An 11806-nucleotide genomic window follows, 5' to 3' on the forward strand; every position below is an offset into this window, starting at 1 on the left:
CGTCACCCGGAGCGGTTGTCCGCGGCCCGGCGCTCGAGGAGCGTGCGCTCCCCCGCGTTCCGGGTCAGTCGCGCCGCCTCCTCGAAGCAGGCCGCTGCCTCGGCGTGCCGGCCGGCGCGTTCGAGCAGGTCGCCGCGGACGCTGGCGACCAGCGGCGACTCCGCCAGCGCATCCGGCGCGAGCGCGTCGAGGATCGCCAACCCCGCGGCCGCGCCGAGGGCGCGACCGTGGGCGACCGCGCGGTTGACCTCGACGACCGGGCCCGGCGCGGCCTGGGCGAGGACGTCGTACAGGCGCGCGATCCGGCGCCAGTCGGTCTCCCCCGCGCTGGCGGCGCGGGCGTGCTGGGCAGCGATCGAGGCCTGCAGGAAGTACGTCCCCACCGGCGTCCCGCGCGCGGCCAGCGTCTCCGCGGCCCGCAGCGCAGCGAGCCCGCGCCGGATCATCAGCTCGTCCCAGCGCGTCCGGTCCTGCGCCTCCAGCAGCACCGGCTCGCCGTCGTCGGAGACCCGGGCCGCGATGCGGGAGCCCTGCAGCTCGAGCAGCGCCTGGAGGCCGAGCACCTCCACCTCGTCGGGCGCGAGCGCGGACAGCATCCGCGCGAGCCGGGTGGCCTCGGCGACCAGGTCGGTGCGCATCCAGTCCTCGCCGGCGGTGGCGGCGTACCCCTCGTTGAAGATCAGGTAGATCACCGCCATCACATCGTCGAGCCGGGCGACCCGCTCGGCGCCGGTCGGCAGCTCGAACTCGGCGCGTGCCTCGGCCAGCGTGCGCTTCGCCCGCGAGATCCGCTGACCCATCGCCTTCTCGGCGACCAGGAAGCCGCGCGCGATCTCCGCGGTGCTCAGGCCGCCGACCAGGCGCAGGGTCAGCGCCGCCCGCGACTCGGGCGTGAGCACCGGGTGGCAGGTGAGGAAGATGAGCCGCAGGACGTCGTCCTCGATCTGGTCGACCTGGTCGTCGAGATCCATCTGCACACCTCCCAGGGTGAGGGCATGGCCGAGCTCCTCGGTCTTGCCGCGGAGGCTGTCGGCGCGCCGGAGGTGGTCGATGCCGCGGCGCTTCGCGGCGGTCATCAGCCAGGCGGCCGGATTGTCCGGTACGCCGGTGGCGGGCCACTGCTCGAGCGCAGCGACCAGCGCGTCCTGGGCGAGATCCTCGGCCAGGTCGACATCCCGGGTCATCCGGGTCAGAGCGCCGACGAGGCGGGCCGACTCAGCCCGCCACGCAGCGGTGATCGCCTCGGCGCTGGCGACGTCAACTGGCACGAGGCCAGACTAATGACGCCAGCGCCGTACGGGATCAGGCGTCCTGCGCCTCCGGCGGCGCGTCGGAGATCTGGCGCAGCGTCGAGACCATCCGGCACTCGGGCCAGTACTTGGCGTGCAGCTCGGCGAACTCCTGCGAGCCGGCGATCGCCTCCTCGAGGGTGTCGTACTGCATGATCGCCCAGCCGCCGACGACCTCCTTGGCCTCGGCGTAGGGGCCGTCGACGCGGGTCGTGGCACCGTCACGGACGATGAAGTTCACCGCGTCCTCGGTGCCGTAGAGGCCGCCCCCGTCGAGGAAGACGCCCTTGGCGGCCTGTTCCCCGATGTAGACGTCCATCGCGTCCATCAGCGCCTGCGTCGGCGCGCCCTGGCCCTCTTCCATCCTCACGAATCCCATGAAACGCGGCATCTCGATCAGTCCTTCTTGAGTTGGTGGAGTTGCTCTCTCGTACGTACGTCGAACCGGCGAGGGCGATTTCGACATCGCTGTCGGATCTTTTTTCCAGCGATCCCGTCGTACTACGACGCGGACGGCGCGGTCTACCGCTGCGCGGGCTCGAGCAGCGCGGTGGCGCGGTCGAGCATGCCGAGCGCTCGCGGGAAGTCGCGCAGCCGGTCGGACAGCAGGTCCATCGCCGGGACGAGCGAGCGGGCGGGCACCAAGCGCGCCTCCAGGATCTGGGCGGTCCAGGTCACGTAGTCGAGGAACAGCACCGCGTCGTCGATGTAGAGCGCCGATCCCAGGAAGTCGACCGTGTGGGCGACGTCCTCGGCGGTGTGCTGGCGTTGCAGGTCGGTGTAGGCGCGCATCGCCGGGATCCGCTCCTCCAGCCCTGCCATGACGGCACGGACCAGCCCGGCGGAGCCGCGCGTGACCATCGTGTACTCCTGATCCAGCAGGTGCGGAAGATCGTCGATCGGCTCGTGCGCGGCGGGCGGTCGGGGCAACGGCTCGACCAGCCGGTCGGCCGCCGCCCGCGCGGTCGGCGCCCACGCCTGGGCGCCCAGTCGCGCGGCCCACCGGCCGTGCGATCCGAAGGCGGCGCCACCGACGATGACCGGCACACCGGCGCTCTGGCAGGCGCTGATGGTCGCGTGCGCGACAGGCAGGCGAGTGGGCAGCGAGCCGGACAGCGCCACCAGATCGGGGCTGCTCCGGTGCAGGTGGGTGATCAGGTGGGGCGTCGGGACCTGAGCACCGAGGTAGTCGACGCGGAACCCACGCAGGGTCAGCACCTCTGCGAGGAGGCGGGCCGGCAGCGCGTGCCACTCCCCGTCGACGCAGGCCACCGTCACGTGGGCGCCCGTGACCTCCGGCCGCGGCAGCCGCGTGGCGAGATGGGCGATGGCGCGCTCGTTGATCGCGGTGGCGGCGTGCTCCTGGGCCACGCTGATCCGGTTGAGCGACCACTCGTGCCCGACACGCCGCTGGGTGGCGCCCACGACGTCGAGCAGGATCGCCTCCGGCTCCACGCCTTCGGCCAGTGCTCCCAGCACGGTGTCGATCGCGCGGTACTCGTCGCCGGCCAGCACGGCCTGCCAGAGCCGGTCGGCGTGCACCGCGACGGCATCGGGGCTGCCGCCGACGCCGATCAGGACCACACCCGCGGCGCCGTGATGGCCAGGACGGCGATGTCGTCGTGCTCCGGTCCCTCGAGCCACTGCGTGGCCAGCATGACGACCCGCTCCACCACGGCCTCGGCGGGCAGGCCGCCGCACTCGCTCAACAGCAGGTGCAGTCGCTCCTCGCCGAACAGCTCACCGCCCATCGGACCGCCGCGCGCCTCGACGACGCCGTCGGTGTAGAGCAGGCAGGTCTCCCCCGGCTCGAGCCGCACCTCGAGGGTCTCGAACTCCGGCTCGTCGAGCACGCCCACGACCGGTCCGCGGCCGAGGAGCTCCTCGACGCGACCGTCAGCGCGCACGACCAGCGGCGGCAGGTGACCGGCACGCGTGAGGCGCAGCCGGAGCCCGTCGTCCTCCCGTAGCGCGGACGCGAGCACGAGGCTCGCGAAACGGGTCTCGCCCGCGCCGATGAGGGCGGCGTTGAGCAGCGCGAGCACGCGGCCGTGGTCGCCGGCCAGCGGCAGCAGCGCCTGCATGGTGTTCCGGATCTTGCCCGTCAGCACGGCCGCCTCGAGGCCCTGGCCGCAGACGTCGCCGAGCAGGGCCAGCGTGCCGCCGTCCTCCGTCTCGTGGACGTCGTAGAAGTCGCCACCCAGCCGCGCCGTCTCCTGCGCGGGGCGGTAGACGCCCGCGAAGTCGATGCCCCGCGACCGGCGCAGTGCCGGCGGTAGGAGCTGGGAGGTGAGCACGTCGGTGATAGCGCTCTGCTGCTCGAAGAGGCGGGCGGCGGCGAGCGCGGCACCCACGCGGGAGGCGAACAGCCGCGCCACCGCCTCCTCGTCCTCGCTGAACGCCACGCGATCCGCGCGTCGCAGCAGGACGAGGGCCCCGGCGGGCACCCCGTGACCGGGCAGCGACGTCACCACCATCGGGCCGGCCTCGCCGAACCCGTCGGGGACGATCCACGGCTCGAGCCCGGCGGGGTCGATCCAGCGCGAGGGAACGGGCGGGAAGCCCTGCAGCGCCTCGGCCAGGCCCGGGATGTCCTCTGCCCTGATGCGGAGGGTCAGGGCGCGTGGGCGCTCTCCGTGCAGGCACTGGACCGCCTGATGCACCCCGCGGGCCACCGGGGCGATGACCCAGGCGGCGTCGGCGAGCCGGCTCACGGCCAGCTCCGCAGCGACCTCCATCGTCCGTGACGCGTTCAGCGAGCTGAGGAGAGCGTCGGAGGCAGCGTGGAGGAACGCGGTGCTCTCCCGCTCGAGTCGCAGCGCCTCCTGGCTCGCGCGGAGCCGCGTCGTCTCCTCGAGCCACCACATCACCGAGCCGTCCGCTGCCGCGACCGGATGGGCGTCGAAGCTCTGGGACCCCGCGACGCCGGCGACGTCCCCGACGGGCTCGCCCGAGCGCACCACGCTGTCGGCGGCCGACAGCCAGCCGGGCGCGCCGACACTCAGCTGGTCGCCGGGCTCGACGGCCGGGAGGACCGCCCGCGCAGCCCGGTTGATGTCGAGGACGCGGCCGTCGGCGGCCACAGCCACGGCGGCGACGGGAGCTGCGTCCCAGCCCGCGCCGAGCGTCGCGGAAGCTGCCGCGAGAGGGGCGGGCTGGGTCTTCATGCGGACTACCGTAACTTCCTGGCTCGTTCGGCCTGCTCGGCTCAGCGGGGCCATGCATCGGGGGCTCACCGCCACCTCGGTGCAGCGGCCTTTACCAAGACAGGGTAGACACGCCCCCGTCGGAGCGCCCGGTCGACACCGGGCTCACCGCGCGCACGAGGCGAGGACCCGGGCGATCGCATCGCGCTCGGCGGCGGTCACCCACAGCCCGTAGGCCTTCTTCACCGCGACCTGACGGGCGACGTACGCGCAGCGGTACGCCTTCGCCGGCGGCAGCCACGTCGCCGCGTCCCCGTCGCCCTTCGAGGCGTTGAGCGGGCCGCTGACCGCGAGCAGCTCGCGCGGGTCGTTGGCGAACGCCTGCCGCCTCTGCGCCGTCCATTGCCGGGCACCCTTCTGCCAGGCGTCGCCGAGTGCCACGACGTGGTCGACCTGCACCGCGATGCTGGTCGCGACACCGCGCACGAAGTGGATCAGCGTGCCGCCGTAGGGATCGGCGAGCGTGCCGGTCAGCACGACGCAGCCGTGCGTGCGCGGATCGAGCGCCACATCACGCAGGTCGCGGCGAAGGATGTCGTTGCGGGTGTCGCAGCCGTTGTGGCCCCACTGGTCCTCGGTGTCGTCGCTCCACGCCTGCCCGAAGGCGTCGCGGTCGTAGCCGGTCATCGGCGCGCGACCCTTCACCGCCAGCGTGGCGAGGTCGGCGCGCACCGCCGCCGCGTCGACGACCGGCGCCCCCACCCGAGACGGCGTGCGGGAGGGCTGGGACCGCGCCGGTGCCGGCTGCTGTGCCGGTGGCGACGCGGTCACCGTGGACAGCGCGCACCCGCCCACCAGCACGGCGAGCAGGAGCGCGAGGAGCAGACGTGCCATGCCGCGCAGACTGCCAGGAGGCACCGACAGCCCGCCGGGCGGACGGCGGATCACTGAGCAGCGGTGGCCGTCGGGGTGGGTGGGGCCGCCGAGGTGGTGGTGACCGGTGGCGAGGCCACCGCGCTCGGCGTGGGTGTCGGGGTCGGCTTCACCGTCGGCGAGCCCGGGGCCGACGCCGCTCGTGTCGGCGAGGCCGAGGCGGGCGGCCTCACCGAGCGCGACGGGCTCGGCGTCTGCTCGGGGCTCGCGGGGGCCGTCCGCGTCGGGGACGGCTCGATCGTCGGCGTCGGATGCGGGGTGATCGTCTGCTGCGGCACCACCACGGCCGGCGGCGAGACCGGCTCGTCGGGCCGGACGAAGAGGTACAGCACCAGCACCACCACGAAGAGCAGCGCGATGGTCCACGTGGAGCGCCGCGGCAGGTGCGCGCGGAGGTGGTCCCTCAGCCGGTCGCTGGACATCAGGCCGTCCCGGTGGGTTCGCCGGTGCTGATCTCCGCGTGCAGGATGATCCCTTCGGACGCCAGCGTCCGCGTGATGAGGACGCGCATCGTGCGACCGACCTCGAACTGACGGCCCGGCAGCGTCCGCGCCACCACCCGTACCTGGAACTGGTCGACCTCGATCGACTCCACGCCCATCACCGACGGCGCGTCGAGCAGCAGGTCGTGCAGCGACGGCTCGGCGAACGCGGTCTCGCACGCCGCGCGCAGCACCGCCAGGACCCGGTTGACGTCCATCGTCGCCGCGACCGGAACGTCGATGACCGCACGGGCCCAGTCGCGCGAGAGGTTGGTGATCTGCGCGATCTGGCCGTTGGGCGTGATCACGACCTCGCCGGTATGAGTGCGCACCGTGGTGGTGCGCAGCGAGACGTTCTCGACCGTGCCGAGCACGGGTACGCCGAGCCCGACGACCGAGACCCGGACCATGTCCCCGAAGCCGTACTGGCGCTCGGCGACGACGAAGAAGCCGGCCAGCAGGTCCTGGACGATCCGCTGGGCGCCGAAGCCCAGCGCGACGCCCGCCACGGTCGCGAGCGGTACGAAGGCGGCCAGCGCGACGCCGAGCTTCTGCACGATCAGGATCGCGGCGACGACGTAGATGACCACCACCAGCGCCCAGGTCACGACCTGCGCCAACGCCCGCCGATGCTTGTCGTCCTCGGAGCGGACCAGGGAGGACTGGGCGGCGCGGCGCGCCTCGGCCTGATCGGTGGCGACGTCGCTGAACCACCGCACGGAGCGGGCGAGCAGGATCGACCCGAGGACGAGCAGCACGATCTCCAGACCGTTGCCGCGCGACCACTGGCCGAAGTCGTGGATCGGCGTGGGAGCCGACATCGCCATCACAGCGCCACCCTAGGCGACCGAGCGAGCGACAGCGCGCGCGAGGGACGACTTCAGGCGCTGGCTGCGCCGGTCAAGGACGTCAGACGTTCTTGGGCAGGTCGGCGGCGGCGTCATCGTCAGCCTTCGTCGACGACGGCGGACCGTAAACGCCCTCCGCGTCGGCCTTCTTAACCTTCTTCATCTGCCGGCTGAAGCTCCAGCCGAGGAACACGATCGCCAGGCCGAGGAGCAGGAAGATCACGAACGCCGTCCAGCCGGCCTTCACCGAGTCGTCGGTCGGGACCGGGTCGGTCGCGGTGAGGGAGATCAGCAGGGGAAGCATGCCCTCAGTGTCTCACTCGACGGTGATGCCGGCGAAAAGGTCGTCCTCCGGCGTCGGGCTGTCGACGAACGACGTGACGAGCTCGTAGTCCTCGGTCGGCCAGACCTGCTTCTCCAGCTCGCGCGGGGTGGCGAACCACCACGAGTCCGGGTCGATCTGGGTGGCGTGCGCGAGCAGCGCCTGGTCCCGCACGCCGAAGTAGTCGCCGCACGGCACGTGGGTGGTGACGCGGGCGTCCCACGCGTCGTCCTTGGTCCACTTCTCCAGCCGCTCCGCGTAGTGCGACTCCAGCCCGTGCTCGACCATCGCGTGGTGCAGCGCGACGGCCTTCGGCCGGTTGAAGCCGTGGTGGTAGTAGAGCTTCAGCGTCTGCCACGCCTCCCCCAGCTCGGGGTGCCACTCCGGGTCGGCGGCCTTCTCGAAGGCGAACACCGACACCTGGTGACAGGCGATGTGGTCGGGGTGCGGGTAGCCGCCGTTCTCGTCGTACGTGGTGAGCACGTGCGGCTTGAACGAGCGGATCAGCCGGACCAGCGGCACGGCCGCCGCCTCGACCGGGACCAGCGCGAAGCAGCCCTCGGGCAGCGGCGGCAGCGGGCCGCCCTCGACCTCGGGCTCGGGCCAGCCGGAGTCGACGAAGCCGAGCCAGTCCTGGGAGATCCCGAGGATGTCGCGGGCACGCTCCATCTCCTGGCGGCGGATCTCGTGGATGTTCTCCAGGATCCCGGGGCGGTCCATCTTCGGGTTGAGGATGGAGCCGCGCTCGCCGCCGGTGCACGTCGCCACGTGCACGTCGACACCCTCGGCGACGTAGCGCGCCGTCGAGGCCGCCCCCTTGCTGGACTCGTCGTCCGGGTGCGCGTGCACGTGCATCAGGCGGAGACCCGTACGGTCCTGGGGGCGCTGCGTCATGGACCGATCCTAGGGTCCGGCCGCGAAGGGGCCGAAGCGAGCGTCGTCGTGCGCGGCCGCCACGGGTGCAGGGCGGCACGCAGCCGGCCCGCTTCGCGGGCCGGGCCCGCTGGATGTGAGGATGTGCCCGTGAACCAGCAGTCTCCGTCCCGGATCGCCCAGCGGTACGGGGGCGGCAGCGCCTGGGGGCGCAACGCCCTCCTCGGTGCCGGCCTCGTCGTGGTCGCCGGCCTGATCGGCTGGTTCGTCTGGGCGCTCTGGCTGCACAGCCACCCGAAGGTGGCCTCGTCGATGGACAGCTGGGAGCTGCAGGGCGACAACGCCGTCAAGATCACCGTCGACGTGCACATCTACGACGCGACCGTCCGGCCGGTCTGCACCGTGCTGGCCTACGCCGAGGACCACTCGACCGTGGGCGTGCACAGCTTCACCCCGATCTCCGGCCGGCAGAGCTTCGTGCTGAAGACCGAGCGTCAGCCGACGTCGATCGACTGGCAGGGCTGTACCGCCGAGGGCCAGCAGGACGCCCAGTAACGCCGAACGGCCCGGTCGCCACGCGACGAGGCCGTTCAGAGAAGAGAGCAGTCGGCGTCCTCAGTCCTTGAAGGGGACGACCTTCAGCACCTCGACCTTGAGGGTCTTGCCGTTGGGCCCCTCGTAGGAGACGGTGTCGCCGGCGCTGGCGCCGAGCAGGGCCGCGCCGATCGGCGACTGGGCCGAGGAGATCTCCAGACCCTGCGCGTAGTCCTTCATCTCGATCGAGGCGATGAGGCGGGTCTCGGCCTCGTCGTCGTCATCGCCGTCGAACTTGAACGTGACGACCTGGCCAGGACCCACGACGTCGCCGGTGGGCTCGGTGGTGTCGGCCTGGCGCAGCAACGCCTCGAGCGCCTGGATCTCGCCCTCCAGTCGGCCCTGCGCCTCGCGGGCGGCGTGGTAGCCGCCGTTCTCCTTGAGATCGCCCTCGTCGCGGGCAGCACTGATCTCGGCGACGATCTTCGCGCGCTGGGGGCCCTTCTTGTCCTCCAGGTCGGCGGTCAGCTGGGCGAAGGCGCCCTTGCTGAGCCAGATCGTGGCGGCGTGCGCTGCTTCGGTCATCGAGTCACTCCTGAGACTTACGGGTGGAGACGTACGGGTCGTGCAGACAATCCGACGAGTTTACCAGCGCAACCCCAGTGGGTCGCAGAAATGCGCTGGTCAGGCAGGACGGGCCGGATCAAGCGTGATCGGCCCGGTACCCGTTCTGCGCCAACAGATCCATCAACGAGTCCGCGTGCTTGCGCCCGCGCGTCTCCAGCTGGAGCAGGACCTCGACGTCACCGAGGGTCAGCGACGGGTCGGCGCGGCCGTGGGAGACGTGCACGACGTTGGCGCCGGCCTGGGCGACCAGCGCGGTCAGCCCGGCCAGAGCCCCGGGGGCGTCCGGCAGGACGATCCGCAGCACCAGGTAGCGGCTGTCGGCGATGAGGCCGTGGCGGATGACCTTGGTCAGCAGCAGCGGGTCGATGTTGCCGCCCGAGAGCAGCACCGCGACCGGCCCCTCGAAGGCGCCCGGATCGTCGAGCAGGGCAGCCACGCCGACGGCACCGGCCGGTTCGACGACGAGCTTGGCGCGCTCCATCAGGGCCAGCAGCGCCCGCGAGATCGACTCCTCGGAGACCGTACGGATCTCGTCGACGTGCTCGCGGATGATGGAGAACGGCAGCGTGCCCGGCACGCCGACCGCGATGCCGTCGGCCATCGTCCGCATCGCCTCCAACGCGATGGGGTGGCCGGCGTCGAGCGAGGCCGGGTAGGAGGCGGCGCCGGCGGCCTGGATGCCGATCACGCGTACGTCGGGGCGACTCGCCTTGATGGCGAGCGCGACGCCGGCGAGCAGCCCGCCTCCGCCGACGGGCACGAGGACCGTCCGGACCTCGGGGACCTGCTCGAGGATCTCGAGCCCGGCGGTGCCCTGCCCCGCGATCACGTCGGGGTGGTCGAAGGGGTGGATGAGCACTGCGCCGGTGCGCTCGGCGTGCTCGGCGGCGGCCGCGAGGCAGTCGTCGACGGTCGGGCCGGCGAAGATCACCTCGGCGCCGTACCCGCGGGTGGCGCGCTCCTTGGGGATCGCGGCGCCGTCGGGCATGAACACGGTGGCGTTCGCGCCCATCAGGGAGGCCGCGAGCGCGACGCCCTGGGCGTGGTTGCCGGCGCTGGCCGCGACCACGCCGCACGCCCGCTCGGCGTCGGTGAGCCGGCTGATCCGGACGTACGCGCCGCGGGACTTGAAGGAGCCGGTGCGCTGGAGGTTCTCGCACTTGAGCAGCACCGGCGCACCCACCAGCTGGGAGAGCCAGCGGGAGGTCTCGACCGGCGTCTCGATGGTGACGCCGCGCAACAGCTCGCGGGCGGCCCGGATGTCGGCCAGGTCCGGCGCGGCCCGGGTGGGCTCAGCCATCGGAGTCCTCGTCGACCGAGAGCGGGCCGGGCTGCGGATCCTCGCCCGTGAGATGGAGACCGACGGCGTTGACGACGGCGGCCAGCGGGACCGCGACCAGGGCGCCGGCCACGCCCGCGACCAGCACGCCGGCGGCGATCGCGATGATCACCGCGAGCGGGTGGACCGAGACCCAGCGGCCGAGCAGGAACGGCTGCAGGCCGTGCGCCTCCAGCTGCTGGACCAGGACGACGCCGCCGAGCATGAGCAGCGCGGTCACCGGACCCTGGTCGACGAGTGCGACGAGCACGGCCACGGTCCCTGCGACGGTGGCGCCGATCAACGGCACGAAGGCGCCGAGGAAGACCAGCACGCCGATGGCTGCCACGAACGGCACCCCCAGGATCGCCGCGACGATCATGATGCCGATCGCATCCACGGCGGCCACGATCACCGTGGCCCGGACGAACTGGGTCAGCGAGATCCACGCGACGCGGCCGCTGCTGTCCACCCGACCGCGCGCGCCGCGCGGGGTGAGCCGGACGACCCAGGACCAGATCCGCTCACCCTCGGCGAGGAAGAAGTAGGTCGAGAAGAGCACGATGAACAGGCTGGCCAGGACGTCCGCGGCGACTCCGCCGACCTCCGAGACGCGGTCCAGCGGGTTGCTGGCACCGGCCCGGGTGACCTCCGCCTGCAAGCGATCGATCCAGGTGTTGATCTGGCTGTCGCTGGCATGCAGCGGGCCGTTCTTGAGCCAGCGGCGGATCTCATCGAGACCCTTGACAGTCTGATCGGCCAGGTCACTGGCACCGGCCGCCACCTGGTGTCCGGCGTAGAACAGGAGCAGCCCGACCACGAGGATCACGCCGATGACGGCGAAGAGGGCCGCGATGCCGCGCGGCAGCCCGGTGCGCACCAGCCCGGAGACGGCCGGGACGACGAGGGCGGTGATCAGCATGGCGATCACCACCGGGATGACGATGATCTCGAGGAAGCCGAGGACCCGGAAGATGCACCAGCCGGCGGCGCCGATCACCAGCAGGCGCCAGCCCCAGGAAGCGGCGAGGTCGATCCCGTACGGGACGGCGACGCTGCGTTGGCCGCTCCGCGCGGGCGCGGGCGGCACGGCGGGACTCAGCTGCGCCTGGCGCTCCTCGCGGAGGTTGGCCCACTGGGCGTACAGGCGAGCCGCCAGCCTCTCGGTGCGGTCGTGCTCGCGCGCGGCACGGACGGCCGCGGCCTCGGCGTCGTGCGCGGCGGCGGCTGCTGCCTCGACGGCCGGCTCGGGGGTGTCCTCGCCGGGCGTCGTCTGATCGGGCTGTGCCGGTTCCTCGGCCCCGTGATCGTCGGTCACGTGCCGAGACTACGGCCTCGGCGGGAACGGCGACGGCGGCCAGCACGACGAGGCCCCTGGCCGTCTGCTGCCAGTCGATGGAGACGCCCATCAGCGACATGCCCTTGTTGTGCACG

Annotated in this window: 13 protein-coding genes; 1 reads left to right on the plus strand and 12 read right to left on the minus strand. The window is 72.5% G+C overall.

All coding sequences use genetic code 11. The annotated features are described in order from the left end of the window. Positions 1-2: 2 nt before the first annotated feature. The 9 genes from KSO98_RS08790 to mca all read right to left on the minus strand — a co-directional run bounded on the left by KSO98_RS08790 (position 3) and on the right by mca (position 7914). Positions 3-1268: an RNA polymerase sigma factor gene (locus KSO98_RS08790; RefSeq protein ID WP_225284927.1), complete on the minus strand. Its 1266-nt coding sequence runs from the start codon at positions 1266-1268 to the stop codon at positions 3-5. Positions 1269-1302: 34 nt separating this feature from the next. After that, on the minus strand, positions 1303-1653 hold the full coding sequence (locus KSO98_RS08795; protein WP_372457776.1) for a YciI family protein: 351 nt from the start codon (positions 1651-1653) through the stop codon (positions 1303-1305). A gap of 158 nt (positions 1654-1811) precedes the next feature. Continuing rightward, positions 1812-2873, minus strand: coding sequence for a cobalamin B12-binding domain-containing protein (locus KSO98_RS08800; RefSeq protein WP_225284932.1), 1062 nt, complete (start codon positions 2871-2873; stop codon positions 1812-1814). Continuing rightward, complete coding sequence (locus tag KSO98_RS08805; RefSeq protein ID WP_225284940.1) at positions 2864-4456, minus strand: PP2C family protein-serine/threonine phosphatase; 1593 nt, start codon at positions 4454-4456, stop codon at positions 2864-2866. Before KSO98_RS08805 ends, KSO98_RS08800 begins: the two co-directional genes overlap by 10 nt. 144 nt (positions 4457-4600) lie before the next feature. Beyond that, positions 4601-5338 carry an HNH endonuclease family protein gene (locus tag KSO98_RS08810; protein ID WP_225285311.1) on the minus strand — a complete coding sequence of 246 codons (738 nt, stop codon included), beginning with the start codon at positions 5336-5338 and terminating at the stop codon, positions 4601-4603. A gap of 41 nt (positions 5339-5379) precedes the next feature. After that, positions 5380-5790: an Rv3103c transmembrane domain-containing protein gene (locus KSO98_RS08815; protein WP_225284943.1), complete on the minus strand. Its 411-nt coding sequence runs from the start codon at positions 5788-5790 to the stop codon at positions 5380-5382. Continuing rightward, positions 5790-6677 carry a mechanosensitive ion channel family protein gene (locus KSO98_RS08820; RefSeq protein WP_225284945.1) on the minus strand — a complete coding sequence of 296 codons (888 nt, stop codon included), beginning with the start codon at positions 6675-6677 and terminating at the stop codon, positions 5790-5792. Before KSO98_RS08820 ends, KSO98_RS08815 begins: the two co-directional genes overlap by 1 nt. Before the next feature lie 82 nt (positions 6678-6759). Further along, positions 6760-7002 (minus strand): hypothetical protein, encoded by a 243-nt coding sequence (locus tag KSO98_RS08825; RefSeq protein ID WP_225284948.1) that lies wholly within the window; start codon positions 7000-7002, stop codon positions 6760-6762. A 12-nt stretch (positions 7003-7014) separates the two neighbouring features. Continuing rightward, positions 7015-7914, minus strand: coding sequence for a mycothiol conjugate amidase Mca (mca, locus tag KSO98_RS08830; protein ID WP_225284950.1), 900 nt, complete (start codon positions 7912-7914; stop codon positions 7015-7017). Between the two features lie 129 nt (positions 7915-8043). On the opposite strand from mca, the gene KSO98_RS08835 reads away from it, so the two are divergent. Then, positions 8044-8448, plus strand: coding sequence for a DUF4307 domain-containing protein (locus KSO98_RS08835; RefSeq protein WP_225284954.1), 405 nt, complete (start codon positions 8044-8046; stop codon positions 8446-8448). 60 nt (positions 8449-8508) lie between these two features. Here the strand turns inward: KSO98_RS08835 and greA are convergent, their stop codons facing one another. The 3 genes from greA to KSO98_RS08850 all read right to left on the minus strand — a co-directional run bounded on the left by greA (position 8509) and on the right by KSO98_RS08850 (position 11690). Beyond that, on the minus strand, positions 8509-9012 hold the full coding sequence (gene greA / locus KSO98_RS08840) for a transcription elongation factor GreA (protein WP_225284955.1): 504 nt from the start codon (positions 9010-9012) through the stop codon (positions 8509-8511). Between the two features lie 118 nt (positions 9013-9130). Beyond that, a complete protein-coding gene (gene ilvA, locus KSO98_RS08845; protein WP_225284957.1) occupies positions 9131-10354 on the minus strand; it encodes a threonine ammonia-lyase in 1224 nt (407 codons plus the stop codon). Further along, positions 10347-11690: an AI-2E family transporter gene (locus KSO98_RS08850; RefSeq protein WP_225284959.1), complete on the minus strand. Its 1344-nt coding sequence runs from the start codon at positions 11688-11690 to the stop codon at positions 10347-10349. The genes ilvA and KSO98_RS08850 overlap by 8 nt, the downstream gene beginning before the upstream one ends. Positions 11691-11806: the final 116 nt, after the last annotated feature.

Source organism: Nocardioides nematodiphilus, from assembly GCF_020216525.1.
Lineage (GTDB): Bacteria > Actinomycetota > Actinomycetes > Propionibacteriales > Nocardioidaceae > Nocardioides > Nocardioides nematodiphilus.

Excerpts from the sequence above, each read along its gene's own strand:
- ilvA (WP_225284957.1), bottom strand. The coding sequence starts at position 10,354 with ATGGCTGAGCCCACCCGGGCCGCGCCGGACCTGGCCGACATCCGGGCC.
- greA (WP_225284955.1), bottom strand. The coding sequence starts at position 9,012 with ATGACCGAAGCAGCGCACGCCGCCACGATCTGGCTCAGCAAGGGCGCC.
- KSO98_RS08820 (WP_225284945.1), bottom strand. The coding sequence starts at position 6,677 with ATGGCGATGTCGGCTCCCACGCCGATCCACGACTTCGGCCAGTGGTCG.
- mca (WP_225284950.1), bottom strand. The coding sequence starts at position 7,914 with ATGACGCAGCGCCCCCAGGACCGTACGGGTCTCCGCCTGATGCACGTG.
- KSO98_RS08805 (WP_225284940.1), bottom strand. The coding sequence starts at position 4,456 with ATGAAGACCCAGCCCGCCCCTCTCGCGGCAGCTTCCGCGACGCTCGGC.
- KSO98_RS08795 (WP_372457776.1), bottom strand. The coding sequence starts at position 1,653 with ATGGAAGAGGGCCAGGGCGCGCCGACGCAGGCGCTGATGGACGCGATG.
- KSO98_RS08815 (WP_225284943.1), bottom strand. The coding sequence starts at position 5,790 with ATGTCCAGCGACCGGCTGAGGGACCACCTCCGCGCGCACCTGCCGCGG.
- KSO98_RS08825 (WP_225284948.1), bottom strand. The coding sequence starts at position 7,002 with ATGCTTCCCCTGCTGATCTCCCTCACCGCGACCGACCCGGTCCCGACC.